22 protein-coding genes are annotated in these 26,975 nt (G+C 71.7%); 8 read left to right on the top strand and 14 right to left on the bottom strand.

Annotated features, from left to right (window positions below; translation table 11 throughout):
* Positions 1-130 precede the first annotated feature (130 nt).
* Together rfbB and ACIRPT_RS34385 are read right to left on the bottom strand one after the other, a co-directional pair.
* Positions 131-1,162, bottom strand: coding sequence for a dTDP-glucose 4,6-dehydratase (rfbB, locus tag ACIRPT_RS34390; protein ID WP_403834481.1), 1,032 nt, complete (start codon positions 1,160-1,162; stop codon positions 131-133).
* A gap of 90 nt (positions 1,163-1,252) precedes the next feature.
* The gene (locus tag ACIRPT_RS34385) at positions 1,253-1,525 is read right to left on the bottom strand and encodes a helix-turn-helix domain-containing protein (RefSeq protein WP_403834478.1); all 273 of its coding nucleotides are present in this window, start codon (positions 1,523-1,525) and stop codon (positions 1,253-1,255) included.
* Between the two features lie 93 nt (positions 1,526-1,618).
* On the opposite strand from ACIRPT_RS34385, the gene map reads away from it, so the two are divergent.
* The 3 genes from map to ACIRPT_RS34370 all read left to right on the top strand — a co-directional run bounded on the left by map (position 1,619) and on the right by ACIRPT_RS34370 (position 3,808).
* Positions 1,619-2,437, top strand: coding sequence for a type I methionyl aminopeptidase (gene map / locus ACIRPT_RS34380; RefSeq protein ID WP_403834475.1), 819 nt, complete (start codon positions 1,619-1,621; stop codon positions 2,435-2,437).
* 146 nt (positions 2,438-2,583) lie between these two features.
* Entirely contained in the window at positions 2,584-3,036 is a 453-nt protein-coding gene (locus ACIRPT_RS34375; RefSeq protein WP_403834472.1) for a DUF6153 family protein, read from the top strand.
* Between the two features lie 94 nt (positions 3,037-3,130).
* Positions 3,131-3,808, top strand: a complete 678-nt coding sequence (locus ACIRPT_RS34370) for a DUF305 domain-containing protein (protein ID WP_403834470.1) — start codon at positions 3,131-3,133, stop codon at positions 3,806-3,808.
* 102 nt (positions 3,809-3,910) lie between these two features.
* On the opposite strand, the gene ACIRPT_RS34365 is transcribed toward ACIRPT_RS34370, so the two are convergent.
* Positions 3,911-4,108 carry a hypothetical protein gene (locus ACIRPT_RS34365; RefSeq protein ID WP_403834468.1) on the bottom strand — a complete coding sequence of 66 codons (198 nt, stop codon included), beginning with the start codon at positions 4,106-4,108 and terminating at the stop codon, positions 3,911-3,913.
* A 117-nt stretch (positions 4,109-4,225) separates the two neighbouring features.
* On the opposite strand from ACIRPT_RS34365, the gene ACIRPT_RS34360 reads away from it, so the two are divergent.
* Positions 4,226-6,184, top strand: coding sequence for a DnaA ATPase domain-containing protein (locus ACIRPT_RS34360; protein WP_403834466.1), 1,959 nt, complete (start codon positions 4,226-4,228; stop codon positions 6,182-6,184).
* Between the two features lie 58 nt (positions 6,185-6,242).
* On the opposite strand, the gene ACIRPT_RS34355 is transcribed toward ACIRPT_RS34360, so the two are convergent.
* From ACIRPT_RS34355 to ACIRPT_RS34325, 7 genes are all read right to left on the bottom strand, one after another.
* Positions 6,243-7,769, bottom strand: coding sequence for a GMC family oxidoreductase (locus ACIRPT_RS34355; RefSeq protein ID WP_403834463.1), 1,527 nt, complete (start codon positions 7,767-7,769; stop codon positions 6,243-6,245).
* Between the two features lie 237 nt (positions 7,770-8,006).
* A complete protein-coding gene (locus ACIRPT_RS34350) occupies positions 8,007-9,671 on the bottom strand; it encodes a flavin monoamine oxidase family protein (protein ID WP_403834461.1) in 1,665 nt (554 codons plus the stop codon).
* On the bottom strand, positions 9,668-11,557 hold the full coding sequence (locus ACIRPT_RS34345) for an alpha-keto acid decarboxylase family protein (RefSeq protein WP_403834458.1): 1,890 nt from the start codon (positions 11,555-11,557) through the stop codon (positions 9,668-9,670). The genes ACIRPT_RS34350 and ACIRPT_RS34345 overlap by 4 nt, the downstream gene beginning before the upstream one ends.
* Positions 11,554-13,671, bottom strand: a complete 2,118-nt coding sequence (locus ACIRPT_RS34340; RefSeq protein WP_403834455.1) for a flavin monoamine oxidase family protein — start codon at positions 13,669-13,671, stop codon at positions 11,554-11,556. Before ACIRPT_RS34340 ends, ACIRPT_RS34345 begins: the two co-directional genes overlap by 4 nt.
* A 6-nt stretch (positions 13,672-13,677) precedes the next feature.
* Positions 13,678-15,153: a Dyp-type peroxidase gene (locus tag ACIRPT_RS34335; RefSeq protein WP_403834453.1), complete on the bottom strand. Its 1,476-nt coding sequence runs from the start codon at positions 15,151-15,153 to the stop codon at positions 13,678-13,680.
* A gap of 319 nt (positions 15,154-15,472) precedes the next feature.
* On the bottom strand, positions 15,473-18,355 hold the full coding sequence (locus tag ACIRPT_RS34330; RefSeq protein ID WP_403834451.1) for a SpoIIE family protein phosphatase: 2,883 nt from the start codon (positions 18,353-18,355) through the stop codon (positions 15,473-15,475).
* Between the two features lie 298 nt (positions 18,356-18,653).
* On the bottom strand, positions 18,654-19,685 hold the full coding sequence (locus ACIRPT_RS34325) for a DMT family transporter (protein WP_403834450.1): 1,032 nt from the start codon (positions 19,683-19,685) through the stop codon (positions 18,654-18,656).
* 74 nt (positions 19,686-19,759) lie between these two features.
* Here ACIRPT_RS34325 and ACIRPT_RS34320 point away from each other — a divergent pair, with 74 nt between their 5' ends.
* From ACIRPT_RS34320 to ACIRPT_RS34310, 3 genes are read left to right on the top strand one after another with little or no spacing between them, the layout of a single operon-like run.
* Complete coding sequence (locus ACIRPT_RS34320; RefSeq protein WP_403834448.1) at positions 19,760-20,641, top strand: LysR family transcriptional regulator; 882 nt, start codon at positions 19,760-19,762, stop codon at positions 20,639-20,641.
* Between the two features lie 58 nt (positions 20,642-20,699).
* Positions 20,700-21,110 (top strand): hypothetical protein, encoded by a 411-nt coding sequence (locus ACIRPT_RS34315; RefSeq protein WP_403834445.1) that lies wholly within the window; start codon positions 20,700-20,702, stop codon positions 21,108-21,110.
* Positions 21,107-22,462, top strand: coding sequence for a hypothetical protein (locus ACIRPT_RS34310; protein WP_403834442.1), 1,356 nt, complete (start codon positions 21,107-21,109; stop codon positions 22,460-22,462). Before ACIRPT_RS34315 ends, ACIRPT_RS34310 begins: the two co-directional genes overlap by 4 nt.
* A 74-nt stretch (positions 22,463-22,536) precedes the next feature.
* Here ACIRPT_RS34310 and ACIRPT_RS34305 read toward each other — a convergent pair whose 3' ends face one another.
* Entirely contained in the window at positions 22,537-22,953 is a 417-nt protein-coding gene (locus ACIRPT_RS34305) for an STAS domain-containing protein (RefSeq protein WP_403834440.1), read from the bottom strand.
* A 294-nt stretch (positions 22,954-23,247) separates the two neighbouring features.
* Positions 23,248-23,835, bottom strand: coding sequence for a hypothetical protein (locus ACIRPT_RS34300; RefSeq protein WP_403834438.1), 588 nt, complete (start codon positions 23,833-23,835; stop codon positions 23,248-23,250).
* A 228-nt stretch (positions 23,836-24,063) separates the two neighbouring features.
* Here ACIRPT_RS34300 and ACIRPT_RS34295 point away from each other — a divergent pair, with 228 nt between their 5' ends.
* Entirely contained in the window at positions 24,064-24,747 is a 684-nt protein-coding gene (locus tag ACIRPT_RS34295) for a response regulator (protein ID WP_403834436.1), read from the top strand.
* 46 nt (positions 24,748-24,793) lie between these two features.
* Here ACIRPT_RS34295 and ACIRPT_RS34290 read toward each other — a convergent pair whose 3' ends face one another.
* Both ACIRPT_RS34290 and ACIRPT_RS34285 read right to left on the bottom strand, forming a co-directional pair.
* A complete protein-coding gene (locus ACIRPT_RS34290; RefSeq protein ID WP_403834434.1) occupies positions 24,794-26,515 on the bottom strand; it encodes a GAF domain-containing sensor histidine kinase in 1,722 nt (573 codons plus the stop codon).
* A gap of 160 nt (positions 26,516-26,675) precedes the next feature.
* Entirely contained in the window at positions 26,676-26,975 is a 300-nt protein-coding gene (locus tag ACIRPT_RS34285) for a dsRBD fold-containing protein (protein WP_403513748.1), read from the bottom strand.

The raw sequence follows: 26,975 nt of genomic DNA, 5'->3' as shown, positions 1-26,975 counted from the left end.
GGGAGAGTAGGACGCCGCCGAACAATCTTTGTGGGAAGCCCCGCACCTTATGGTGCGGGGCTTTTCCGCGTTTACGGGGTCGGTACGCTCGAGGCGTCGAAAAGGGACTCCTGAAGTTGGGCTCAAGGGTTTAGAAGGCACCTGGTGGGGCGCGATCAATAGGGCTCTGATGAGGGTGACGAAGGCCCGCGTTTGCCTTCAGGGGTTCCCACCAGTCGCGGTGTGCGCGGTACCAGGCCACGGTGTCCGCCAGCCCGTCCTCCAGACGTACCTCGGCCGTGTAGCCCAGTTCTTCCGCGGCTTTGCGGCAGTCGAGGGAGTAGCGCAGATCATGGCCCTTGCGGTCGGGTACGTGCCGGACCATGTCCCATCCTGTGCCGGTCGCCTCGAGCAGCAGGCCGGTCAGTTGCTCGTTGGTCAGCTCGGTGCCGCCGCCGAGGTGGTAGACGTGGCCGGGCCGTCCCTTGCGCAGTGCCAGATCGAGGCCGCGGCAGTGGTCGGAGACGTGCAGCCAGTCCCGCACGTTGCGTCCGTCGCCGTAGACGGGGACCTGCTTGCCGTCCAGCAGGTTGGTGACGAAGAGCGGGATCACCTTTTCCGGGAACTGGTAGCGGCCGTAGTTGTTGGAACAGCGGGTCACCACGACGTCCATGCCGTGGGTGCGGTGAAAGGCCAGGGCGAGCAGGTCGGAGCCGGCCTTGGAGGCGGCGTAGGGCGAGTTGGGGGCGAGCGGGCTGTCCTCGGTCCAGGAGCCGGCGGGGATCGAGCCGTAGACCTCGTCGGTCGAGACGTGGACGAAGCGGCCGATGCGGTGGCGGTGGGCCGCGTCCAGCAGCGTCTGCGTGCCGAGCACATTGGTCTGGATGAACGGGCGCGCTCCCGCGATGGATCTGTCGACATGGGATTCGGCCGCGAAATGCACCACGGCGTCATGGCCGGGCATGACCTCGTCGACCTGGTCCGCGTCGCAGATGTCGCCGTGGACGAAGGTGAATTGGGGGTGCTCGGATACCGGGGAGAGGTTGGCCAGGACCCCGGCGTAAGTGAGGCTGTCCAGGACGGTGATTCGGATGCCGTGGTGCACCGGGTGCCGGGACAGCAGGAGAGATCTGACGAATTCCGAGCCGATGAACCCGGCGCCGCCGGTCACGAGGAGCCGCATGCTCTCGGACTCTAGCCCGACGCGCCCCGACGCGCCCCGGTGCGTAGTCGTCAAACGGAGGCGGAGGCGAGCAAAAGACAGCGCAGAGCGCTACTGGCAGGAAGCCTCACGCAGGGCCGGGTCGGCGCTCCAGACGCCGGCGAGTTCGGACAGTGAGATGCCGAGTACCTCGCTGAGCCGGACGATGGTCCCGAATGCGGGCGTCGGCAGCCGGCCGGTTTCGATCTTGCGGAGGGTTTCCGGTGACATGCCCGCCGCCAGGGAGACCTCTACGGGGCTGCGCCCGGCTCGGGCGTTGCGTAGTGCGGCCCCGAGGCGTCGGCCCGCCTCGATCTGTTCGGGGGCGAGCGGCTGGCGGACCATGCGGCCATGGTATGGCCACAGTTTTCCGGCGGCAACCACTTCAGCTCTGGTATAAATATACCAATTACCGTGCCTGGGGAATCGAGGATCGCAGTGATCGAGCTCAAGTCTCAGCGTGAAATCGAGCGCATGAGCGTGACCGGACAGTTCGTCGGCCAGGTGCTGGCGGAGCTCGGAGACCTCGCTGCGGTCGGGGTCGACCTGATGGACCTGGAGCATCACGCCCGCCGCCGGATCAAGGAGCGCGGTGCGGAGTCCTGCTACTGGGACTACACGCCCTCGTTCGGCAACGGCCCCTTCCGTAACGTGGTGTGCCTCTCGGTCAATGACGCCGTGCTGCACGGCCTGCCGCACAGCTACAAGCTGCGCGACGGGGACCTGCTGAGCATGGATATGGCGGTGGGCATCGACGGCTGGGTCGCGGACTCGGCCTACTCCGTCATCGTCGGCACCCCGGCCGAGGAGGACCGGCGGCTGATCGAGTCCACCGAGGTCGCGCTGGAGGCCGCGATCAAGGTCGCGCAGCCGGGCAACCGGCTCGGGGACGTCTCCGCGGCCATCGGCGCGGTCGCCGCCGACTACGGCTACCCGGTCAACCTGGAGTTCGGCGGTCACGGTCTCGGCCGCACCATGCACGAGGACCCGCACGTCCCCAACGACGGCCGGGGCGGCCGTGGCCTGAAGCTGCGTCCCGGCCTGACGATCGCGATCGAGCCGTGGTTCGCCCGTAGCACCGACAAGATCGTCTTCGACCCGGACGGCTGGACCATCCGCTCGGCCGACGGCTCGCGTACCGCCCACTCCGAGCACACGGTCGCCATCACCGAGGACGGCCCCCTCGTGCTCACCCGGCGTCCCGGACACGAAGAAGAACCGGAAGACCGGGAGAAGGCGCCCACGGCTGCACACTGACGAGGTCGTACGGCCCGCCGGGCGGCGGGGTGCGGCCGGGAGGCCGGGTCTGCTTCCGATGAGCTGAGGGCGTACGGCACGGACGGGTACCGGCCGCACGCTGCGCTCCCCTTGAGTACAGTCTCCCGGAGGAGGTGGCAGCAGCGGTGACGACGAGACGGCAGGTACGAGCGGGCGGGGCCATGGCGCACCTCCTGCTGGTCGTCCTGCTCGCGCTCGGTGTCTTCGTCATGCACACCGTCGGTCACCCCGATGGGACCGCCGGCTCCGGAGGGCACGCCGCCGCGCACCACGCAGCCGGTACGGTCGCGATGTCTCCGTCCTCTGAAGTCGGCAAGGGCCAGGCGCCGCTCGCCCACTCCGGGGATTCCGCCGACTCCTCGTCGCATTACGGACCGGGGCCCGGCAGCGGCACGAACATGGCCTCGCTGTGTATGGCCGTGCTCGGCACCTGGGCCCTCGCGATGCTGTTGCGGGCGGCGCTGGCCCGGCACACCGGATCGCCGGCGGACCTCCTGGCGAAGGCCGTCGTCATGCTGCGGCCCGACCCTCCGCCACGCGGACCCGATCTCACCCGGTTGTCAGTCCTGCGGATATAGGCCGAACCGTCCTCGCGGCCGCGCACTGCGCGCTGCCCGCGAAGCCGCGTACGCGCAACACATCCGCACCACCGACAACACGAGGTATATCGACATGAGTTCCATCAAGCGTGCCGTCCGACGTCCCCTGAACCGCCGCAGGGTGGCCGTGGGCATCATCGCTTCGGGCGCCCTGCTGCTTGCCGGGTGCGGCAGCAACGACGACATGGACGGGAAGCACCACCAGGGCAAGGCCTCGCCGACCGCGTCCAAGGAGGCCGGCGCGCGGCCCGCTCCGGGGGCGTTCAACGCCTCGGACGTCACCTTCGCGCAGAGCATGATCCCGCACCACCAGCAGGCCGTGGAGATGGCCGAACTGGCCGACGGCCGCGCCTCGGACGCGCGGATCAAGACGCTGGCGGCCGCGATCGAGAAGGCCCAGGACCCCGAGATCAAGACCATGCGGTCGTGGCTCAAGGCGTGGGGCAAGCCGGAGTCGCCCTCGCACAGCATGCCCGGTATGCACCACGGATCGGGCGGCACGGACAAGACGGACGGCATGGCCGGGATGATGACCGAGAAGGACATGACGGAGCTCAAGGCGGCCAAGGGCAAGGCCTTCGACAAGAAGTTCGCGCAGATGATGATCGGCCACCACAACGGCGCGATCACCATGGCCAAGGACGAGCGGAAGAACGGCCGCAACGCGACCGCGAAAAAGCTCGCCGGCAACGTCATCACGCATCAGGCCGCCGAGGTCGACGAGATGAACAAGATCCTCGACCGGTTCTGATCCCCGGTCTCCCGCGCGCGGCTTCAGCTGCGCGCACCGTTGCGGGCCTGTTCCCCACAGGCCCGCAACGGCCCGCCGCCGCGCCGCCGCGAGACCTACCCGTCAGCGGTCCACGGCACGGACCCGCCCGCGGGCCCGTGCCGTGGAAGCCGTGTGTTGCCAGGCGGCGTACAGGGCCGACAGGCCGAGCGCCACGGGGGAGAGGGCGGCAGGTTGGACGCCGGCGCTGATGAGCACGATGCCCGTCGCCAGGACGGCCAGGAATGCGGCGAGATCGATTCGCCGGGGAGCGCTGTTCACTACGATGCCTCTCTTGTCATGCCTCATGTGAGGGTGACTCCAGACTCGGACGGAGCGGGCCCGTTGCGGGAGTGGGCACAGTTGCCGCCTCCCCGCAACACCCGGGGGGTGTGAGACATGGGAAGCCTTGAGCCGCTCGGCAGCGATCTTCCGTACGAGGCCGGTGAGCTGGCGGCGGCGCTACGGAGCCTGTTCGGCGCGCTGGAGGTCAGCGTGCGGCGGTACGGGGCGCGCCGGCACCGGGATGCGGGTTCCATCTCCCGCTTCCTGAACGGAACCCGCATCCCCGTCTGGGAGTTCGTCGCGGACCTGCTGACCGATGTGGCCGAGCAGCGGGGGACCGCCGCCACCCCCGACATGGTGGAACATCTGCGGGGGCTGCACCGCCGCGCGCTGGCCGCCGGCGGCTTCCCGGCGCATCGTGTGCAGCTGCTGGAGGCGCAACTGGCGGACGCCGACCGCAGCGCGCGGCGCTCCGTGGTCCGCGAACGGGCCATCGAGGACGCGTTGCTCGACACGCAACACCGCGTCGCCGGCCTCGAACTGCAGCTGCGCCAGCTGGAGTCGGCGGAGGTACGGGACCCGTTCGGTGCCTCGCTGGTGCCGGGGATCCACGAGGACCCGCTGGATTCCCTCGACGCGCTGCGCAAGGAGCGCGACGAGCTGCGTTACCAGGTGGCGGACCTCAGCGAGGAACTGAAGGACGCACACGCGCGCCGGATCCGCGCCGAGCGGCGGTGCAACGAGCTGGAGCGGCAGCTCGTGATGGCGGAACAAGGGGCCCGCGCCGACGTCGAATCGCAGGACCGGCAGGAGGAACGGCGGGAGGCCGGGCGGGAAGAGCGCGTGCGGACGGCCCGGATGGAGGCGCTGGAGGAGGAGCTGCGGCGGTTACGTTCGCGCGTGGCGAGCCTGGATCACAAGGACGTGCCGGCCGAGCCCGTCACCACCGGCCTGCCGGGGCCCGCCGGGCCGCCCGCGGATGCCGCCGGCGGCCGTACCGGAGGCGCCCCCCGGATCTCCGCCCGCCCCCGTCGGCCCGGTCCGGTGGCGAAGACCGCGCCCGACCACGCCTACCGGTTCGAGAACTTCGCCGCGGAGGCGTCCAACCGCTTCGCCCACGATGTCGCCGTAGCCGTCGCCGAAGCGCCCGCTCAGGACTACAACCCGCTCCTCATCCACGGCGCCCCGGGGCTCGGCAAGACGCATCTGCTCCACGCGATCGGCCACTACGCCTGCACGCTCTACCCGGAGACCAGGTCCCAGTACGTGGGCTGCCGGCAGCTCGTCGCGTTCCTGCGCTCGGAACGGCCGGGCTCGGCGTTCGGCGCGTTCCACCGGCGGTTCGGGACCGTCGACATCCTGCTGGTCGACGACGTCCGGTGGCCGGCGGAGAGCGGTGCCTCCCAGGACCTCCTCGCGGAAGTACTGGCGGAGCTGCTGACCGCCGACAAGCAGATCGTCCTCGCTTCGGGCCCTTCCCTCGCACGGATGCCGCACCTGGAAGGGGGGCTGCGTGACTGCCTGGAGCGTGGCCTGGACATCGGTGTGGAAGTTCCCAGCGCCCGGGCCCGCCTTGCGATTCTCCGGAAGAAGACGGAGAAGGAGCGGCTCGATGTCCCCATGGACGTACTGGAGATGATCGCCGCGCGCGTGGGCCGGAACATCCGGGAGCTCGAAGGCGCCCTCGTCAGGGTGACCGCCTTCGCGAACCTCAACCGGAGCCCGGTCGACACCGGCCTCACCAAAATCGTCCTCGACTCCCTGCAGCCGGGCGGGGGATCGGACATCACCGGGGAGGCCGTCATACGGAAGACCGGAGACTACTTCGGGCTGTCCGTCGAGGATCTGCGGAGCACCGAGCGTTCGCGGGTGCTGGTCACCGCCAGACAGATCGCCATGTACTTGTGCCGCGAGCTGACGGGCTACTCCGTACCCACCATCGCCGCGCTGCTCGGTGGCAGGGATCCCGGCGCGGTGCTCCACGCGGACCGGAAGATCCGGGCCCTGATGAGCGAGCGCCGCTCCATTTACAACCAGGTCACCGAACTGACCAACGGCATTCTCTTTCCCTGATGCCGGCCCCGTGGCCGCCCGCCGCCCCCGCCGCCGGGCGGGCGGCCACGGCACCGCCCTATGCCGTACGGCGGATGAGGTCGGCCGCCTTCTCCGCGATCACCATCGCCGCGGGGTTCGTGTTGACGGAGACGATCGTGGGCATGACCGATGCGTCCGCCACCCGCAGGCCTTCCAGGCCGTGCACGGTCAGGTCCGGGGCGACCACGGCGTCGGGGCCGGTCCCCATCGCGCAGCTGCCCACGGGATGGAAGTACGAGCCGGTGGCGGCCGCCAGGAAGCGGCGCAGTCCCGCTTCGTCGGTGACGTCGGCCCCGGGGAGCACCTCGCGCGCACGCCACCGTGCGAAGGGGCCCGTCGCGGCGATGTCCCGCGCCACCTCGATGCCGTGGAGCATGCGCCGGACATCCGACTCCACACCGAGGTAGTTCGGGTCGATCAGCGGCGGCGTGTCGGGGTCGGCGTCCGCGAGGCGCACCGTGCCCCGGCTCTGTGGCACGGTCGCCACGCCGAAGGTGAAGCCGTGCGGCGGGCCCTGCACCGTCGGCGGGAGGTAGGGGATGTGAATGAACATCAGCTGCATGTCGGGACCGGACAGGGCGGCGTCGCTGCGCCAGAGCAACGACGTCTCCGCGTGGTTGGTACGCCCCGGTGGGACCGGACGGCTCGCCTCGTAGACGACCGGACACAGCGGGTGGTCGTGCAGATTGCGGCCGACGCCGGGCAGGTCGTGGTGGACCTCCACACCGGCCCGACGCAGCTCGTCCGCGGGGCCGACGCCCGAGAGCAGCAGCAGCCGCGGCGAATCCACGGCACCGGAGCTGACGATCACTTCGGCGTGCGCTCGGGCGGTGACGGTCTGCCCGGCCCGCCGGAACTCCACCCCCGTGCACCGGTTGCCGTCGAAGAGCAGGCGGCGGGCGCGGGAGTCGGTCGAGACGGTGAGGTTCGGACGTCCGGCGCGGACGGGGTGCAGATACGCCCTCGCGGTGCTCTGCCGGCTGCCGTCGGCGATGCTCAGGTCGTGCCAGCCGGCGCCCTCCTGGGTGGCGCCGTTGAAATCGTCGGTCAACGGATGGCCCGCCGCCACGGCCGCATCGAGGAAGACCCCCGACAGCGGGTTGGCGTCCTCGGCCCGCACCGGCGCCGGCCGCATCGGGCCGCCGTCGCCGCGGAACTTCGGGTCCCGGCCCGTGACGGTCTCCAGCCGCCGGAAGTAGGGCAGGAGCGCGTCGTACCCCCACCCGGCGCACCCGGACGCCGCCCAGCGGTCGTAGTCGTTGCGGTGCCCGCGCAGGAACACCATCGCGTTGGTCGCGCTGCACCCGCCCAGCGTCCGCCCGCGCGGGAACGGAAGCGCCGGCGCGTCGATACCGGACTGCGGCACCGCGGTGTAGCCGTGGTCGGCCTCGGTGCCCCGTATCGTGGGCCATGCGGGCGGCGCGGCGAGCTCCGGCCGGGTGTCCTCCGGGCCCGCCTCGAGCAGCAGCACCGTCGTCCCGGCGTCCTCCGACAGCCGCGCGGCCAGTACGCAGCCGGCCGATCCTGCCCCGACGACGATGTAGTCGAATTCCTGCGCAGGCATGGTGTCCTTCCCCTGCCGGTGCCCCCGTCGACGGCCTTGCGGCGCCGGCGATCACCGGATGCTGACGCCGGTCGGATCCGTCCGGCGGCGGTGGTCACTCCGCTGTGATCGATTCTGACGGGGTGTGGCGGGGCCGGAGGCGTAACGCGGAATACGGTGCGAGGGGAGGGGCGGTCCGACGGCCGTGACCGCGTTCCGCAAACGGCCCGGCCGGTGCCCGTCCGCCCCTCCCGCCCGTCAGTGCAGACCCTGCGTCAGCGCGACCGAGTCGGGCACCGCGACCTCCTCGGGTGCGCTCAGCGGCATGATGCCCAGGATCTGCTGGACGACGTACTGCGCCGACATCATGGCGCCCTCCTGCCAGCCGGGCAGCGGGGAGATCTGGTCACCGGTGACGTAGAACGCGTCCGAGCCCTCGGGCTGGAGCAGTTGCTTGTAGGCCTTCATGTGCTCCTTGTCCTTCGGCTTCCAGGCAGCCCAGCCACCCAGCTGGTAGGGCACCTTGTGCCAGGCGATGGAGACGCCCTTGTCGTCGGGGACGACATCGTTGTTCTTGAACTCGGGGTGCAGCTCGATGGCGCCTTCGCGGGCCAGCTTCAGGCGCTTCTTCGGAGTCAGGTCCCCCAGGACACCGGCCTCCTTCTGGAAGTTGTAGGCGCCGGTCAGGGTTCCCTTGTCGGAGAAGTAGTCGTTGGACGGGTACCACAACTGGGTGATGTTGTGGCCGGTCCAGCTGATGCCGCCGTAGATCCCCTCGGTCTCGTAGGTGCGGTCGAGGTCGCCTTCCCAGAAGCGCTGGTTCGCCTGCCAGCCGACCTTGCAGGTCTTCTCGAATTTCACGGTGTCAATCGCCTGGCAGAAGGCGTCCGAGAAGTTGGTGCGCTGGACGCCGAGGAGCACCGGGAAGGGGATGTTGCTGACGCAGTACCGGGCCTCCGCGGAGTAGTCGTTGCCACCTTTGCGGTAGCTGACCTCGACTCCGGCACCGTCGCCCTCGGCGATCTCGATGCCGGTGACCTCGGCGCCCAGCACGAAGGTCGCGCCGGCCCGCTTGGCCTCGCGGGCCAGCGCCTTGACGATGTGGTCCATGCCGCCGACCGGCTGGAACATCGTGTCCTGCCAGAGGTAGTCGACCGGCTGGTAGAAGCGGGCCTTCCAGAAGCCCGAGTTCACCAGGTCCTCGAAGGACAGCGGCGGGGCCGGTACGGGGAACTCCCCGATCTCGGGCGTGTTCAGATAGCCCGAGCGGGTGGAGCCGCGGTATTTGCCGTTCGTGTCCAGGGCGCCGAACACCCGGAGCAGATCGCGCAGTTCACCGGTGAAGGTGTCCTGGCTGACCAGGGTCTCGGCGAGCTTCTCCGCCAGATAGCCGCGGGTGTCGTTCGCCACCCGGCGCTTGGGCCAGGTCACCGGGGCATGGGGCGGCCGGACGAGGTTCGCCGTGGTCTCCATGACGTACGGCTCCAGCTCCACGCCGAAGTCCCGGCAGTACTTGAGCACCCGCCGGTGGTGGTACGGGATCCGGCCGGGCCCGAGGTTGAGGTACAGCCCGTCGTCGAAGGCGCAGGTGTGCGTGAGCTCGGGCTTGCCGTCCTTGTCGAGCTCGTAGAGCTCGTCGCCCCGGCGAGCGGTGCGGTTGCGGCCGCCGACGCGGTGCTGCGCCTCCAGGACGGTGACCTGGTAGCCGAGGCTGCTGAGCTCGTACGCGGCGGTCAGGCCCGCGACGCCGGCGCCCAGGACCAGTACCTTCGCGCCCTCGCACGGGATTCCGCCGGAGGCCATGGCGCCGGTCCATCCGGTGGCCTGGGGCCCGGCCAGACCGCTCATGGCGTGCCGGAGCGCCTTCGCCGAGTCGCCGACGGGAGCGCTCACCGGCGCTGACTTCTTTCCGTTCGGGGTCATCCCGCTGTTCCTTCCGATGAGGCGCCGGCGAGCGGCGGGCAGTTCTCGTCGATCTTGTACTGGAGCGCCTGGGGATAGTCGTGCCGCTCCAGCCGCACCCGTACGACGACGGGCCCCTGATTGATCGCGTCGGTGGGTTCGGCGATCCGCTTCAGCAGGGTGGCGAGGTCGTCGTGCTTGCGGACGGCGGTCCCGTACATCGGGTGCTTCTCGGAGCCGAAGACCGCCGCGAGCTTGTCGTACTGCCAGGGGTGCAGCTCGTTGTAGAAGTCGGCGCCGTCGGAGTCGGGGACGTCGTCCTTGTAGTAGCAGGGGTGGACGAGCATCTGCTCGATGCCGTAGAAGCCCGCGTTGTCCAGGACGAACACCACAGGGCGCAGCCCGTGCCGGACGTGCGTGGACATCTCCTGGCAGGTCTCCTGGAACGAGCCGTCGCCGACGAAGACCATGGGGCGCTTGCGGGCGTTGTCACGGCCCAGCGCCACCCCGGTGGCCGCGCCCACCGAGTAGCCGATGGACAGCCAGCTGTTCTGCGCCACGTACGAGGCGCGCTCCGGCATCCGCAGATTCATCGAGCCGATCAGTGCGAACGCGGCGTCGCTGATCACCGTGAACGGGGTGCTGCGCGCCCCGGGCCCGCCGGTGGCCTGCGTCTCCAGGAAGGCGCTGATGTGCCGGAAGAAGCTGTCGTACGTCACGTTCTCCGGGTAGGGGCCGCCGGTCAGGGACGTCAGGTAGGCGGCGGTGCTGTCGGGGACGTCGAGGCCCGCCTTGTGCGCGTCGGCGAAGTAGTCGGCGGCGAAGGCGCCTGACCCGAAGTCCGTGAGCAGGGCCTTGCGCAGCGCGGGGATGAATTCGGCGAGCCGTACGTCAGGGAAGTACGAGGCGCCGACATGCACCCCCTCATGGGCGGCGACCGCCCAGTCGGCGCCGATCGACCGCTTGCCGCCGAGGTTCTTCGACGTCGCCCACGAGCCCAGACCGATGCGGCAGCCGGCGTTGTGGAAGACCTTGGCCACGTCCGGATGGCTGGCCTTGCCGTTGTAGACGCCGGAGAAGCCGCGAATGTCCTCGGAGACGACGGACTTGGCCCCGACGGTGGTGCAGAACGGGATGCCGGTGTCGCGGACCAGCTGCTCGAACTCCGCGGCGAGGTTGAACCGGTCGATCTCCTCACCGGCCCACAGGATCGGGTTGTTGTCGTGGTCCCGCACCAGCTTCACGCACGCCGCGACCGCCGCCTCCAGCATGCGCTCGCTCTGCGGGGTGAGCGGCCGCTCCCGTCGTGTCAGCCGCCCGCGCGGCGCGGGGCAGCGGGCCTCCCAGACGTCCTCCATCACCTCCAGATAGACCGGCCGGCGGTGGGAGAGGCACGCGGTGAGGGCGGCGTCGATCTGGCCGGGGGCCAGGCCCGGGTTGGAGAGGGCCTGGGCGTCCACCGTCACCTGGCGGTAGACGTCCAGGTTGCTCTCGGGGCGCTGGGACATATGCGAGGTGAGCAGGCCGATCGCCCGCTGGTTCAGCCACTGCTCGTACGTGGGGGCGGCGTTGATCGCGATCAGCGGTACGTACTCGGTGAAGGCGCCGCCGATCGCGTTGAGCAGATTGAACGCGCCCACGCCGTAGGTGACCGCGACCGCGCCGATGCCCTGCTCCCCGAGCGCGATCTCGGCATCGGCGACCTTCACCCGGGCGTAGCCGTCCGCGGCCTGTCCGGCGCCGCCCTCGGTCGGGGTGCCCACCCAGCGGACCTTGGTCTTCTCGTGCAGTGTCGACAGGAACGGGCCGAGGTGGTTGCCCGGGACGCCGAACAGATGGGTGATGCCGAGCTGTTCCAGCCGGATGGCCAGGTACTCGGCCACCGTGCAGGTCTGTGTGGTGGTCATGACGTCAGTGCTCCCTCTCGCGATTCGTCGGACGGTGCGCCCCGGCGCGTACGCGGCGCCCCGGCCATCGCCTCGGCGGCGTTCTCGGCCGCGGCGGGGGCCTCATGGACGGCGATGGCGGCGCGTACGGCCGTCTCCACCGCGCCCTCGATCCAGGCGTGTTTCAGCGACACATGCTCACCGGCGAAGTGAACCGGCCCCTCGGCCCGGACCACGTCGAGGTGGAAGCTGGTCATCTGGTGCGGGGTGTAGACCGCCGCCTCGCCGCAGGCGTACGGGTCGCGCAGCCAGCTCTGGGTCTGGCCCGCACCGGTGTAGAAGACCTCGATGCGGCGGCCGTGCACCGACTGGAGATTGATCAGCGCATAGCCGTAGCGCTCGTGGTCCTCGAAGGAGTCCCAGCGCGCGGCGTCGTCCGACCAGGAGTAGCCGGCCAGCACGACGCCTCCCTTGCTCCCGGGGACGGGGTGCGAGGGGAAGTACATGAAGCGGTTGGCGTTGTCGGTGGTGGAGCCGCCGCCGTAGGCGTGGGTGGCCGGGCGGACGCCGCCGCACAGCGAGGAGTTGCGGAGGTAGTCCACCTGCTTCTGGTTGATCCGCTTCTCGTCGACGCTCGGGTGGGCGCCGAGCAGCCCGGTGGGCAGGTCCCGCACGCCCTGCGGGACGGCGATCGCGGCTTCGGCCTGGTCCTCGCCCCACTGCTGGTAGTACTCGTACAGACCCGGTTCGATGGCGTCGAGCTCCCGCTTCCAGTCCGCCTCGGTGAATTCCCACCAGCGGCGCGAGAACTCCAGCAGCACCTTGGTGGCCTGGTCGTAGTGCGTCTCGATGACGGCGCGGCGCTTCTTGTACGAGAACGGCGGCGTCACGGCGGTGAAGCGCAGGCTGGAGAACGGGATGGTGATGATCGCCAGGTCACCGGTCCACGTCTCCGGTTCGCTGTACGGGGCGTCCTCGGGCACGGTCTGGATCGCGACCGCGGGCCCGCCCGGCCCGGCGAGCCCGCCGTGCGAGCCGTCGCGGCCCGGGTCGTAGTACTCCAGCCGGACCATGCGCTGACCCATGACGATCTGGTCGCGCAGGTCCTTGGCGAGCGCCTCCGGAAGCTTGCGGCTGCCGCCCTCGATCTCCCAGTACGTGGCGGACGGGTCGATGTCGCTGCGGCCCAGGAAGCTGTGGAAGAACGCGAGGTGCAGCCGCGAGGTCATGTTCTCGATCGTGCCGATGGCCTCGATGGCCTCATCGCTGAATCCGGCGTACTCGCGCAGGAAGCGGCCCATCGAGTAGCCGTCGAAGTCGCGGATGACGTCGGCCCAGCCGTTCACCCACTCCTTGAAGGGCTTGGGGACCCGGGTCCCGTCGCTCTGGAGCACGGAGTAGTAGTCGCGCACCGGTTCCAGCGCCTGGTTGACCATCTCGGAGACGGTCAGCCGCGATTCGCAGCCGGTCAGATGGAAGCCCTCGTTGATCCCGGACGGGTCCTTGGCGTACTGGGCGCGCCGGACCTGCTTCCGGTTGGTGCGGATCCAGGTCTGGTTGCGCTTGGCCGGCTCCTTGAAGTCGGGGCTGGGCTCGCCGTTCGTCCATACCGCGCCGTCCTTGAACGACCGGTAGACCACGGGTGGCACCCGCGCCTCCTGGTTGCCCGTGTCCGGGTCGATGTCGACGTTGAAGAACAGCCGTCGCTTCAGGCCGAGTTGGTCGATCAGTGCCAGCGTCAGCGGATGGAAACTGGGCAGCCGCATGGCACCGGCCTCCGCGTACTGCGCGGGATCGGTGAACGGCGGCTGCTGGCCCTTCTTGGCGTGGAAGGTCTTGATCCGGCCGCCGACCCGGTTGGCGTTGGCCTCCAGGATCGTCACATCGTGCCCGGCGCGGGTCAGCAGCGAGCCGGCGACCAGGCCCGCGATGCCCGCCCCGACGATCAGTACGCGCTTGGGTGCGGCGGGCGGCTGCAGCCCGTTGTCGATCAGTACGTCGAGATAGCGCAGCTTGAGGTCCTCATTGTCCGGCTCGGGGCCGATCAACAGGAGCTCGCGGGCGAGTTGCTGATAGGCCCTTGTATGGGCGCGCTCGACGCCGTTGGTCCGTGTGCGGTTGCTGTCGTTGTCCACGGCGCCTCAGCCCTTCCCGTGCAGCGAGGTGTGCGCGGCGAGCCGCCGCAGAGTGGTGAGGGAGGGCGTGAAGGCGTAGACCGCACCGGTGGTCCGGATGAAGCTGTCCATCGACACCGTGCCCTCGCCCTGGTTGTTGGCCAGCACGATGCGGGCGTCGGGGCTGCCGTCGCTGGTGGTGCCCGACACTTTGTCGATGCCGTTGGGGGCCTTCTTGTCCCCGGGGACGAAGCCGGGGTTGTTCGACCAGAGCTTCTGCACGAACTCGAACTGGTCCTCGAGAGAGGTGCCGTAGCACACGAACATCAGGCCGCGGTCCTTGTCGGGGGTCCCCGGTGTGTACGCGGGACCGTAGGGAATGCCGCGGCGCATGATGCGGTGCTTCTGGGTCGGCTCGAAGGCGCGCGGGTGCGTTCTGCGGATGTGCGCGGCGCAGGGGGTGTGGTGTCCCAGCGGGTCCTTCGTGTAGGTGAAGTCGTTGGCGCCGGAGCCGACGCCGGTCACCGGGTTGTCGCCCGGGTCGAGCGGCGTGCCGTCCTTCTTGCGGCCGACCAGACACGCGCCCAGCACGGCGGGGCCGATGCCCTTCGGCACGAACTTCTCCGCCTCGCGCGCCACCGCCTCGTTCCAGCCCCCGACGTCCTGCCGCAGCCGCCGCACCACCTGGAGCGAGCCGTTGTCCAGCCACCCGGGCCGGTCCGCCGGCGGGTCCCCGCTCTCGCTCCTGTGGCCGAAGACGAATTCGCCGGGCTCGACCAGACGGGATCCCGGGCGGTTCTCGCGAAAACCGGGATTGTCGCGGTCACCGCGGTGGAATTCCTTCACACCGGGCTGCGAGATGCCGTCCTTGTACCCGAAGTGCTCATGCCCTTTCAGTTCTCCCTGCAGAGTGCGGCCATCGTCCTGGTGAACCACCGTGATGCCATGCGCCGAATCCGCCGCGGCGATGTTGTCGAGCTTCTCGCGCAGCGCGTCCCGGGTGTCCGCGGCCACGATCAATACCGCGTGTACGGCGTTCTTGTCCGAACCGAAAATCCAGTGGGCGGGGGCGCTGTCACCCTCGTCGCCGAGCTCCGCCGCCATGCCCGCCGCGCCCTTGACGAACGAGGTGAACGGTGCCAGGTCCTGCCTGACCCGGTCGGGTTCGCGGGCGACCTGGAGCAGGCCGTCATAGGTGAGGGACACCGCGACCCAGGTGGCGGTGAGGGACGGATCCTGGCCGTAGGCCCGGCGGGAAAGGGAGAACTCCTCGTTGAAGTCCTCGACCGTGGCGGTCACCGAGACCGTGTTGAGCATGACGGACAGCCAGCCGCGGCCACCGGCGCCCTTGTCGTCGGGAAAACGCACATAGCGAAATGCCATGTGGTCCTTGTTGAAAGCGGCCAGGATATTGCCCTGGATTTCCCGGGATCTGCGCAATGGCGGTACGGGCATCTGCTCGATGTCCGGCACGGCAGCAGGCCGTACGGAAGTAGTGGTCACTGTTCTCCCTGTCTGGGGGCTGCGCGCAGGCGAATTCCGCTGCGCCGCACGCCGACTGATGAGGAAAAAGACACAAGGGCACACCAAAGGCAGCCGGTGTGCGGCTTGCGCTGTCAGCCGAACAGGGAATCGGGCCGCCCGCATATGCACCGGCGCCAACTGGAGCACGCGGCCTACTCGAAGCGGTGAGCCCCCGCCGGGTGTGCCGCGTGGCGTTCACGCGGGGCCGGGCGGTGCGGGGCCGGTGGGGTGGGGCGGGGCCCGAGGGAGAAGTGTCAGGAGGTGGCGCGGCGCCGGTTTCCGGCCCCGCCGCCCCGCCTCACGGAATCAGCTGCTCCGTCCACAGCGTCTTGCTCCCGGAGCTGGTGTAGCGGGTACCCCAGCGGTGCGTCATGGCGCCGACGAGCTGGAGCCCGCGGCCGCCCTCGTCCATCAGGGCCGCGTGGCGCACACGCGGAGCGGACTGGCTGCCGTCGTAGACCTCGCAGGTCAGGGTGGTGCCGCGGATCAGGCGGAGGCCGACGGGGCCGGTGGCGTGACGGACGGTGTTGCCGACCAGTTCGCTGACGATGAGCTCGGTGGTCATGATGAGGTCCGCCAGGCCCCACTCGGTCAGCTGACCGCGGATCAGTTTGCGGGCGGTGCCCGCCGAGGACGGCTCGAAGGGCAGATCCCAGGAGGCGACGTCGCCGGGCGGCAGGCGGCGCGCCCGCGCGGCCAGGACGGCGGCGTCGTCCGCGGGGCACCCGGCATGACCGGGCAGCGCCTGTGTAACGGTGTCACAGAGGCGTTCCAGCCATGCGACCTCGTCACCGCGCCCCGGCGCGGGCGCACCGGCCCGCTCCCGGACGGCCGCCCCGAGGACGCCGGAGAGCGTGTCCGGTCCCGAGACCGGGGCCGCGCCGTCCGCGCCCATCGGTCCACCGGTGTAGAACACCAGCAAGCTGCCCTCCGGCAGCGTGATCCGGGTGCTCCGGTACGGCATCTGGGCCGTGCCCAGCGGCGGGCCCACCGGGACGTCGGCGAAGCAGGGCCGCCCGCCGGGGTGGACGACGGCCGGCGGCGGGTGCCCCGCGCTGGCGAGCGTGCATACGCCCGTGGTGGGGTCGTAGACCGCGTACAGACAGGTCACGTACTGGTCGTCGCCGAGCCCGCCCGCGACGTCGTTGAGGTGGGCGAGCATCTCCTCCGGCGGATGGTCCAGCGTGGAGAGCGTCGATACGGCGGTGCGCAGCCGGCTCATGGTGATGGCCTCGCGCAGTCCGTGCCCCCGCACCTCACCGATCACCAGGGCGACCCGCTCCGCGGATAGCGGGATGGTGTCGTACCAGTCGCCGCCGACCTCGCTGTGGTCACCGGCCGGGCGGTAGCGGGCCGCGGCACTCAGCGCCGGGAGGTCCGGGAGCACGGAGGGCAGCAGATGCTGCTGCAGCCGGCGGGCCCGGTTGTGCTCGCTGTCGTACAGCCGCGCCCGTTCCAGCGCCTGGGCCACCAGCCCGCTCAGCGCGATCAGCAGGCCGCCGTTGTCGCCGCTGAACGGGTGCGGACGGTCGAAAGACAGGAGGCAGCTGCCGACCTGGTGGCCGCTGGCGGTCAGCGGCAGCACCGCCCAGGCGAGGGCACCGCCGCACCGGGCGAGCTCGGCCAGGCCCGGGTAGCGCAGGGCGAACTCCTGCGCGGAGTGGAGGAAGCGGGGTGAGCGGTCGGCGAGCAGCTCGCTGGTTTCCTGCCGGCGCAGCCGGTCCAGGAGGTCGTCCGGATAGCCCACCGCACCCACCAGACGCAGCCGGTCGTCGGTCATGGCGTGCACCAGGACGCCGCCGGCACCGAACGGCGCCAGGATCTGCGCCGCCACCGCATCGACCACGTCCTGGGTCGTCAGCGCCTGGGCCAGCGCCTCGGTCAACGCGCCGATCCGGCGGGCCCGTTCGGCGGCGGCCCGCTCGGCGTCCACCTCCGCGGTCACGTCCGCCACATAGACCACGAGGTACGGCTCCACGACCACCAGCCGCAGCCGCTGCCAGCTCTCTCCGACCTGAATGACGGCCGTCACCGGACGGTCGCCGCGTACCGCTTCCTCGAAGTGTTCCTCGAGCCCGCTCTCCTTCAGGGACGGCACCGCCTCCCACGGCGCCCGCCCGACCAGCTCCACCGGCGCCGACCCCAGCAGTTCGGCCTGGGCATTGGCGTACAGCACCCGCCAGTCCGCGGGGTCCACGATCAAGAAGGCGTCCGGCATATGGCCCAGGACGCGGGTGACCACCTGCTCGGTCATCCGGGTGGCGGTGGTGTCCCACCCGGTGCCGGTCATTCGCAGCGGCGTGCCGTCCGGAGCGTAGGTGGTGTGCCCGCGCAGCTCGACCCAGCCGATCCGGCCGTCGAGCGAGCGCACCCGGTACTCCACCGAGTACACCTCGTGCTCGGCGATCGCGTGCTCGATCGCCGAGAGCACCCCGGGCAGGTCGTCGGGGTGCACCCGCTGCATCCAGGTCTCGATCCGGCTGTCCCACTCGTACAGTCCGGCGACACCGGCAACGGTCTCCAACGCGGCCTCGTCCAGCAGCAGTTCACCGCTGATCAGGTCCCATTCCCAGGTGGCGACCCGCACCCCCGCCATGGCCTCCCGCAGCCGCGAGCCGGAACCGGACCACCAGGGGAGCAGCCGGGTGCTGGGCGCCCCCGTCCGGGCGAGCGCTTCCCCGGTCGTCCCCGCCAGCCGCGACAGCAGCGGCAGCCGGTCCGCCGCGGGGGCCTCGACGCCGAACAGCGACAGCACCCCGACCGGGCCGTCCGCCCCGGGCAGCGGCAGCGCCAGTACGCCCGCCGCCCCGATCCCCGGCAGTACCTCGGGCACGTCCCCCGTGGCGGGGCCGTCATCCGGTTCCGCCGCGACCCATACGGCGGACCTCTCGCGGACCGCACGGGCCGGCGCACCCCGCCCGTCCACCCTGAGGGATTCCCAGGGCCGCGCCACGTCCAGCGGCAGCCCGCCCAGCGCCGCCAGTTTCAGCTCCCCGGTCGCGGGCCCGCCCAGATGCGCCACGCCCGCCAGTCCGCCCGCCGCGGAAAGCGCTTGCTGGAGCGCGAGCCGCAGCAGTTCCACCTCGTCCAGGTTGCCCGTCGTAATGGCCGCTTCGAGAAGTGCGAGCCGGGCGCCGTCCGCTCCGACAAAACGCGGTTCATCATGGCGGCACCCATCCATTGCTTCGCCTCTCGGAGGACGGTTTGGAACGGCACGAATCAGTCCGTCGGCCCATCGGTCCATACGTCCGCAGGCCCGCGGGTCCGCCGCTGATCCCTTCGGACCTACAGGGGAGTTCGAGCAGGATAAACGCGAGGCGGGCGCACTGGCCAACGCCTGGTGAAACGTTTCGGGAGGCCGAGCCCCGGAGCCGGTGCGCCGACCCCGCAGCAGGCCGGGGAGACCGCCGAGCCGGCGAAAGAAATCGGCCGGAAATCGGCCGGAAGAAAAGGAATCAGACGAGGGTCCGATCGCCGGGTCAGGGAATGCGCTTCGGGAAATCCGCACGAATTCGCGTATTCCTGGGAATCCGCGGACCCGGTCGCCATGCACGGCCGGCGCCACCTGTACGGCGCCGTGGTGCCCGGCTGCTGTACCCGACGGCCGCGACCACCAGGGCGCAGCCGCCGACCTGGCTGAGCGTCGGGCGTTCGCCGATGGCGACGCCGAGCCCGAACGCCATCACCGGCTGAAGCAGCAACAGCGCGGCGCCGACGTTCGGCGCCAGCCGGGGCAGCGCGCTGGTGATCAGCAGCCAGGCCAGCACCTGCCCCACGAACGCCAAAGTGATCAGCCACCCCCAGGCGGGCGGGCTCAGGGTGAGGTCGATGCCGGTCCACAGGCCGCCCATCACCGCGGCGGTGGCGGCGGCCGCGGCGGTCGAGACACACACCGGTGAGGCCGTGTGCCCCCGTCCGCCGCCGAGCCGCATCAGGAACAGGTAGCCCGCGTACGTCACGCCCGCCGCGGTCCCGAACACGACACCGGCGACCGGATGACTGCCCGGCTGCGGGTGCCCGATCGCGCCGCTCGCCAGCGCGACACCGGTCACCATGAGCGGGGCCATCAGCGCAAAGCGCCGGGACGGCCTGGTCCCCGACACCAGCCACGCCAGCAGTGGGAAGCACACCACCTGGATGTTCAGCAGCACCGTGGAGACCGACGCGCCGACATTGACGACGGCGGCGCCCCAGAACACCATGTCCACGCCGAGCAGCACCCCGGCGCCGATGTCCATCAGCTGATGGCGCAGCGGCCGGACGCCCGCCCGGCGTGCTTCCCGCAGCGCGAGCGGTACGAGCGCGAACAGGGCCAGGGCGCAGCGCAGAAACGCCGCCGTGCCCGCGTTCGTACCGGACAGCTTCATGAGTACGGCGGACGCCGAGATGCAGGCGGATCCGGTGATGGCCCACACCACCGGACCGCCCGCTCCGCGATCCCGCCGGCCGGTGTGCGTCACGTCCGGTGCGGAGCGCGGCTTCCCCTCCGGCGACTTCTCCTCCCACGTCATGAGATCCACTGTGCCGGGCCGAACCCGGAATAAAAAGCGACGATTCAACGGCGGTACCCGGTAGCGTTCTTCACGTGTTCAGTGTCGACAGGCTCCGCGCCCTCGCCGCCGTAGCCGCCCACGGTTCGATCGCACAGGCCGCGCGAGGCCTGCACATGACCCCCTCCGGTGTCTCGCAGCAACTGGCCAAACTCGAGCGGGAAGCGGGGCATCCGCTCCTGGAACCGCACGGTCGCAGCGTCCGCCTCACCCATGCCGGCCGGATCCTGGCCGCCCATGCCGACCGGCTCCTCGCCCAGCTCGCCGCCGCCCGGGCCGACCTGGCCGACCTGGATGACGAGGTGCTGGGCCCGCTCCGCATCGGCGGCGTGGGCAGCGCGGTGCGCAGCCTGCTGCCCGACGCCCTGGCCGCCCTCACCGCCGAACACCCCCGGCTCACCCCGACCGTCGTCGACGGAGAGGCCGTCGACCTGCTGCCCCGGCTGCTGAACGGCGAACTCGACCTGCTGCTCATCGAGAGCTGGGCCAACCGCCCGCTCGCCGTCCCCGAGGGCGTCACCCTGCGCACCCTGGTGAGCGAGGAAGTCCATGTCGCCGTGTCCGAGCACCATCCGCTCGGCGACCGCGAGAGCGTTGACCTCGCCGACCTCAACGACACGGTCTGGGCCTGCTGCCCGCCGGGCACCGAGCCCTATGAGGCCCTGGTCCAGGCCCTGCGCGCCCGCGGTGTCGAACCCGACATCCGCTACTCCGTGGCGGAACACCTCACCCAACTCGCCCTGGTTGCCGGCAATCTCGCCGCATCCCTCATCCCCGCGATGTCCCGCCGTCCCGCCCCGCCCGGCGTACGCTTCCTGTCCGCCCGCCCACCCCTGCGCCGCGACATCCGCGCCGCCTGGCTCACCCTCAGCCAGAGCCGGCCGGTACGGGCGTGTCTGGCGGCCATCGAGGCTTGAGCCGAGCCAACGGGGCGTTGCAGACTACGAGTTCAGTTGTCGATACGGGGGTGGAGCGATGGAGCCGATGCTGGACAGTGCGGGAACGGCGCTGGTCGGCCTGATGGTGACCGAGGCCTGGACGCAGGCCCGGAACGGCGTGGTCGCCTTGTGGCGACGGCTGCGGCCCGCGGACGCCGACGCCGTCGAACGCGACCTGGACGAGGCCCGCGGTGAACTGGTCGAGGCACGGGAAGAGGGCGAGGCCGGGGCGCAGACGGAGCGGGAACTGGCCGGTGAGTGGCAGCGGCGCCTGCTGCGGGTGCTGCGCGACGACCCGGCCGCGGCCGAAGAGCTCCAGCAGCTCTTGGACGCGGCGCGCGGCACGCTGCCGCCGGAAAGCGCGCCGGGCGGCGTGCAGTTGCAGGCCCGCGCCGAGGGCAGCGCCCGGATCTACCAGGCGGGGCGGGACATGCGGGTGCAGGGTTGACGGACGAGGAGGAGCCCCGGGCCTCCTTCCGGGCCGATGCGCAGGACACGGCCCGCGTCTACCAGGCCGCCCGCGATCTGCACATCACCTATCTGCCGGATTCCGGCGCGCCGGGCCCGGCGGCGCGGCTGTCCCTGCTCCATCTGCTGGCGTGCTGCGCCGACGCCCCGTTCCCGGTGTCCGTCCTGTCCCCCGAGGCCGTCGCCGCCGTCCGGATGCCGGAACTCCCCGAGGAGCGGGTGACCGCCGAGCTGCGCGCACTGCCGCACGTCCCGGGCGAGGTCCCTTGCGTACGGGCCGGCCCGGAGGCGCTCGCCGCGGCCGCCCGGGAACTGACCGACGACCGGCGCACCCGGCTGTCCGCGTACGCCGCGGCCCTGCTGGACCACGCCCTGCTGCGGACGACGGACGGGCCGGTGCCGGACCTGCTCGCCCCGCATGTGATGACGCTGCTCTGGCGCTCCGCCGAAGATCCGGTGCGGGCCGCCGCCCGCCGGGTGCGGGACGGGTACGAAAGCCGTGGGCGGTACGCGGATGCGCTGCCGTTCGCCGTACGGATCGCGGAGCCGGCCACCGGGGCGGCGATCGCCGACGGCCTGGCGCTGGGCCGGATCCGGATCGGCTGCGGCGACTTCGGCGAGGCGGCGGCCGTGCTGCGCCCGGTGCTCGCGCGGGCGGAGCGGGAGGCGGAGGGGTGCAAGGTGCCGCTGACCGGGCGCACCGGCCCGTCCCTCGCCCAGCTCCTCCGCGACGACCCCGCGGGCCCGTTCACCGCGGGACTCTCCTCGGCGGACTGTCAGGCGCTCGCGGACGTCGCCGACGTCCAGCACGCCCTGGCGGAGGCCCTGTACGGACTGCACCGTTACGCGGAGTGCGAGCGGCTGCTGTTCTCGGCCGGGGGGCTGCGCTGGCGGGTGCTGGGGGCGCTGCACCCGGCGTATCTGCTGGCTCAGCTGCACCGGGGCCGCGCGCTGGGGCGGCAGCGGCTGTGGCACGAGGCGATCGGCCTGGTCCAGGACGTCCGCAGCTACCAGGACCGGGCAGACTGCGGACCGGCCCGACCGCGGGACGACGCCCTGCTCCGCCTCGCGCATGCGCAGGTGATGACCGCGGCCGTCCGCTCGCTGCGCGAGGAGGGCGCGGGCCGGTCGCGGCGCGTCGGGGTGTTCCCGGCGCCGGTGGTGCGCTTCCTGGACCGTACGGTGGGTACGAACCCCCGCCCGGAGAAGGTGACGGCGGACGAGGCGCTGGCACTGGCCCAGGAAGCGGTACGCGCCTGCGAAGGCGCCTTCGGTCCCGGACATCCGCACACCCGCGCCGCGCGAGAACTCCTCGAGGGGCCGCGGCCCTGAGGCGGGGCCGTACGAGGGCGGGCGCCGAGGCGGGGCCGTGCGAGGCGGCACGCAGTAGGGGGTGGCGCCGGCGCTCAGGCGGCGGGCATCCGCTGCCGTGACCCCGCGCGGCCGTCGTCGCGCGCCCGCCTCAGCTCGCCGTTGGGCGGGTGGGTGGGCTCCGGCACCCGGTCGCGGATGTCGAAGCTGTCACCGAGGCCGACCGTCCCCAGGATCCGCAGGAAGCGGGGGTCGGTGATCACCAGGGAGAGCCGGCCGCCGGCTTCGCGGACCCGGCGCCGGGCGTGGCACAGGACGCCGATGCCGCTGCAGTCCAGGAAACTCAGCCGTCCCAGGTCGAGCACCAGGTCCGGGCTCGGGCCCGCGGTCAGCGGATCGAGGTACTTGATGGTCGGCGCGGCGCTGAGAAAGTCCAGTTCACCGCGGAGCTGTACGAGGACGGGCGAGCCCGTCCGGCGCCGCCCCGCGCCGTCCACCGGCTGCCTCGGCATCGCCCTCACCTCGATCTCGTCCTCACCGCGTCCTCGCCCCGTCCGTACGTCCGGGGCTCCGAGGCCGTTGTCTCGTCTGTCTCATCCAAGGCACGGGCCGCGTCACGGAAGGAGTGCCGGTAGGGCCAGGGCGGCAGGGGTCGTTCGGCCCCACCTGGGGGGCCGAACGGACGGGAGCGCGGCGCTCGGGCTCCTGCCGGTACGCCCGGGTCGCCGAGGACGGCGCGGGCGCGCGGCGCGCAGGGCGGCGAACGGCGCCGGCGACCGGTCGCGGCGGGTGCTCCGTTCGACCGTTCACAAGCCCGTCTCCCGGCGCCCCCACTGCGCATCGCCCTCCGCCCACTCCCGCTCCCACAGCGCGTAGCGGCGGCGAGTGAGCAGCGCCCCGCCGGCCCGCTCGGCGGCGAGCAGCAGCAGGCAGGTGCCGCCCGCCGCCACGGTGCCGACCGCGACGCTCTCGACCATGGCCTCCCCGCCCGTGACCGGGTCCCGTAGCAGCGCGCCACGCCCGTCGAGCCAGGCCGTGGTCCGGTCGCCGGCCCGCAGGCCCGCGGGCACCGTGGTCTCTCCCGTGCGGGAGGTGCCGTCGGCGGCGGTCCAGCGCACCGTCGCATGCACCCGGCCGCCGACACCGCCCGTGGGATCCGCCCCGATGACGACTGGCGGACTCTCGGTCACCACGGCCGCCACCCCGTGCCGGTCCTGGCTCTGCCGTTCCGCGGCACCGGCCACCGCGTTCGCCGCGGCCACCCCTGCGGCCGGGGCCGCGACCGCCATCAGCAGCGCGGTGGCGATCACCAGCCAGGCCTCCGCCACATCACAGCCGCGCCGCAGCGGGCCGCGCCTCAGCCGCGACAGCATCGCCGTCGTCCGCAGCGGCATCGTGCACCACCGCCTTCCGCCTGTGTACCGACGGTCGCACGTCTCACGGGCCGGGCTAAGGGGCCGAACGGCCCTGCCGGGAGTGCGGCGGGCGTCCACCGCGCGAGGGCGTCCGCCGTACGCGGGCGACTGCCCGTTCGGCCCTGGTGTGCCCGACGGGTGCGGGCGACGATGGGAGTGACGCCGTACGCGGCCGGGAGCGCTGCCGACGGCGGTGTGGAGGGAACGATGAGCGAGGCACCCGAATTCTCACCGCAGCGGCCGATCCGCGCCTTTCTGCTCGACGATCATGAAGTGGTACGGCGCGGGGTGCGCGACCTGCTCGACGCGGAACCCGACATCGAGGTGGTCGGTGACGCCGGTACCGCCGGTCATGCGCTGGCCCGGGGCCCGGCGCTCCGCCCGGATGTCGCGGTGCTCGATGTGCGGCTGCCGGACGGGGACGGGATCACGGTGTGCCGGGAGCTGCGCTCGCGGATGCCGGACCTGGCGTGTCTGATGCTGACCTCGTTCGACGACGACGATGCCCTGCTGGACGCGATCATGGCCGGGGCCTCGGGGTACGTCCTGAAGGAGATCAAGGGCGCGGACCTGGTGGCGGCCGTACGGATCGTCGCGTCCGGCCGTTCGATGCTGGACCCGGCGACCACCGCGCGGCTGATGAACAACCTGCGCGGCGCGGACGCCGATGCCGAGCCCGGAGAAGATGCGCTGTCCGCGCTCTCGCCCCGCGAGCGGCAGATCCTCGGCCTGGTCGGTGAAGGGCTGACGAATCGACAAATCGGCCGGCGGCTCTACCTGTCGGAGAAGACGGTGAAGAACCACATCTCCCGGCTGCTGGCCAAGCTCGGCGTCGAACGCCGGATCCAGGCGGCCATGATCGCCACCCGGGCGGCGCCGCCGCACGACTGAGCCCGGCGCGGCTTTCCAGGAGTCCCCGGGCGGGCCCTCGGGGCCCTCACCCCGACGGCAGCGGCACCCGCCACACCAGCCAGGTGCCGCCCCGCTCCGCCGCCTCGACCGTCAGCGTCCCGCCCAGGCTCTCGGCCCGGCAGGCGAGATTGCTCAGCCCGCCGCGGTGGCCGACGTCCCGGGCGATGCCCGCCCCGTCATCGGCAACGGTCAGGGTCAGCTGGGCGCCGCGCACGATCAGCGAGACATCCGCCGAGCGGGCGTGCGCATGCCGGGCGACATTGCTCAGCGCCTCCGCGAGCACCGCCACCACATGCTCCGCGACGGGCGCGGGCACATCCGTGTCGATCAGCCCCGCCATATGGAGGGAGGGGGTGAAGCCCAGTGCACGGGCCGCCTGTTCCACGGTCGTGACGGCCCGCACCCGCAGCCCGTGCCCGGCCCGCCCCAGATCGTGGGCGCGCAGACCGAAAATGGTGGACCGGATGATCTTGATCGTCTCGTCGAGGTCGTCCACCGCGCGCAGCAGCCGCTCCGTCGCCTCCGGGCTGTCCACGAACCGCACCGCGCTCTGCAGCGTCATCCCGGTGGCGAACAGCCGCTGGATGGCCAGATCGTGCAGATCGCGGGCGATGCGGTCGCGGTCCTCGAAGAGGGCGAGCTGTTCGGCGGTCGCGCGTTGCCCGGCCAGCTCCATCGCCAGCGCCGCCTGTCCGGCGAAGGCCAGCAACGGCGAGGTCTCCGCCTCCGTGAACGTCTCGCGCCGGTGGACCCTGGCCAGCAGCAGCACCCCGCGCACCCGCTCCCCGGCGATCATTGGGACCGCGACGGCCGGGCCCAGCCCCGCCCAGCGCGGCGGACCCGTCGTGATCCTCGGGTCGTGCTCGACATCGAGGCTGATCAGCGGCCTGCCGGCGTCGAGGGCCGCGCCGACGAACGATCCCTTACGAGGCAGCACCAGCCCCTGATGCGCCTCGGCGTCGACGCCGGTCGCCAGCACCACCCGCAGCGAGCCCTCCTCGCCGGGCAGCGCGAGCACGCCGAGATCCGCGGCGAGGATGTCCCGCGCATGACCGACGATCAGCCGCAGCACCTGAGCCTCGTCCGCCCCGGACAGCAGGCTCGCGACGATCTCGCCGTGGACCTCCAGCCACCGCTGCCGGGAGCGGGCCTCCCCGTACAGCCGGGCGTTCTCGATGGCCACCCCCGCCGCCACCGCGAACGTCGACAGCATCGTCTCGTCCTCGGCGTCGAACCCGCCGCCGCCCCGCTTCTCGGTCAGATAGAGATTGCCGAACACCTTGTCGCCCACCCTGATGGGGACGCCGAGGAACGAGTGCATCGGCGGGTGGTGGGGCGGGAATCCGTACGACGACGGGTGGTCGGACAGCTCCGCGAGCCGCAGCGGCCGGGGGTGCCGGATCAGCTCACCCAGGATGCCGTGCCCGGCCGGCAGCGCCCCGATGGCCCGCTGCTGCTCCACGGTGACCCCCACGGGCAGGAACTGAGCGAACCGGGTGTCCTCGCCGACCACGCCCAGGGCGCCGTACTCGGCGTCCACGACGACGACGGCGGCCTCGACGATGCGGTGCAGCACCTGCGGCAGATCCAGCCCGCGCGCCACCGACAGCACGGCCTCGAGCAGCAGATTGGCCGAGGCCCCGGGCCCGCTGAGCACGGCGTCCAGGCGTTCCCGCAGCCCCGCCGACAGCCCGTCCAGCCGTCGCCGACGGCTGCCGCCGCCCTTCGCTCCGTGGTCGCCGCCCACGTACCGCACCTTCCCCGCGGCCCGCGCCGCCCGCCCCCGGTGGCGGTCGCCCCGCGGCCGCCGCGCTCCGCCCCGCGACCGCCACCGCCGCACGCCCTCGCGTTCGTCAGGCCCTCGCGCCCGTCACGCCCACGCGTTCCGCGCCTCTCCTCGTCGGCCCTCAGGCCATCTCGTTCATCCAGCCGTACGCGGCCCGCGGCGCGCGCTCGGGGGGCCCCGCGCCGGCGCTCGCCATGTCGTTGTCGGCCACCCGCATCAGCTTCGAGCCCAGGTCGTGCATCGCCCGCCCGGCCGCCAGCTCGTCCCCGATCACCGGTACGTCCACGTCCTGGGGGTTGCAGCGGGCCAGGCCGTACCCGGAGAGCGCGATGGTGCCGGTGTCCAGCTCCACCCGCGCCTTGGTCGTCCCGTCCTCCTCGGAGAGGTACAGATGAATGTCCCACTCCGCAGTCGTAGCCAT

It is taken from the genome of Streptomyces sp. NPDC101227, assembly GCF_044767545.1.
Taxonomy (GTDB): Bacteria; Actinomycetota; Actinomycetes; order Streptomycetales; family Streptomycetaceae; genus Streptomyces.
The sequence above is the reverse complement of the archived record's forward strand: the minus strand, read 5'-3'. Positions and strand labels throughout refer to the sequence as shown.

What these genes read in the sequence shown, in the direction of transcription:
- rfbB (WP_403834481.1), bottom strand. Translation starts at nt 1,162, where the DNA reads ATGCGGCTCCTCGTGACCGGCGGCGCCGGGTTCATCGGCTCGGAATTC.
- ACIRPT_RS34385 (WP_403834478.1), bottom strand. Translation starts at nt 1,525, where the DNA reads ATGGTCCGCCAGCCGCTCGCCCCCGAACAGATCGAGGCGGGCCGACGC.
- ACIRPT_RS34370 (WP_403834470.1), top strand. Translation starts at nt 3,131, where the DNA reads ATGAGTTCCATCAAGCGTGCCGTCCGACGTCCCCTGAACCGCCGCAGG.
- ACIRPT_RS34360 (WP_403834466.1), top strand. Translation starts at nt 4,226, where the DNA reads ATGGGAAGCCTTGAGCCGCTCGGCAGCGATCTTCCGTACGAGGCCGGT.
- ACIRPT_RS34355 (WP_403834463.1), bottom strand. Translation starts at nt 7,769, where the DNA reads ATGCCTGCGCAGGAATTCGACTACATCGTCGTCGGGGCAGGATCGGCC.
- ACIRPT_RS34350 (WP_403834461.1), bottom strand. Translation starts at nt 9,671, where the DNA reads ATGACCCCGAACGGAAAGAAGTCAGCGCCGGTGAGCGCTCCCGTCGGC.
- ACIRPT_RS34345 (WP_403834458.1), bottom strand. Translation starts at nt 11,557, where the DNA reads ATGACCACCACACAGACCTGCACGGTGGCCGAGTACCTGGCCATCCGG.
- ACIRPT_RS34330 (WP_403834451.1), bottom strand. Translation starts at nt 18,355, where the DNA reads ATGGATGGGTGCCGCCATGATGAACCGCGTTTTGTCGGAGCGGACGGC.
- ACIRPT_RS34325 (WP_403834450.1), bottom strand. Translation starts at nt 19,685, where the DNA reads ATGACGTGGGAGGAGAAGTCGCCGGAGGGGAAGCCGCGCTCCGCACCG.
- ACIRPT_RS34315 (WP_403834445.1), top strand. Translation starts at nt 20,700, where the DNA reads ATGGAGCCGATGCTGGACAGTGCGGGAACGGCGCTGGTCGGCCTGATG.
- ACIRPT_RS34305 (WP_403834440.1), bottom strand. Translation starts at nt 22,953, where the DNA reads ATGCCGAGGCAGCCGGTGGACGGCGCGGGGCGGCGCCGGACGGGCTCG.
- ACIRPT_RS34300 (WP_403834438.1), bottom strand. Translation starts at nt 23,835, where the DNA reads ATGCCGCTGCGGACGACGGCGATGCTGTCGCGGCTGAGGCGCGGCCCG.
- ACIRPT_RS34295 (WP_403834436.1), top strand. Translation starts at nt 24,064, where the DNA reads ATGAGCGAGGCACCCGAATTCTCACCGCAGCGGCCGATCCGCGCCTTT.
- ACIRPT_RS34285 (WP_403513748.1), bottom strand. Translation starts at nt 26,975, where the DNA reads ATGGCTACGACTGCGGAGTGGGACATTCATCTGTACCTCTCCGAGGAG.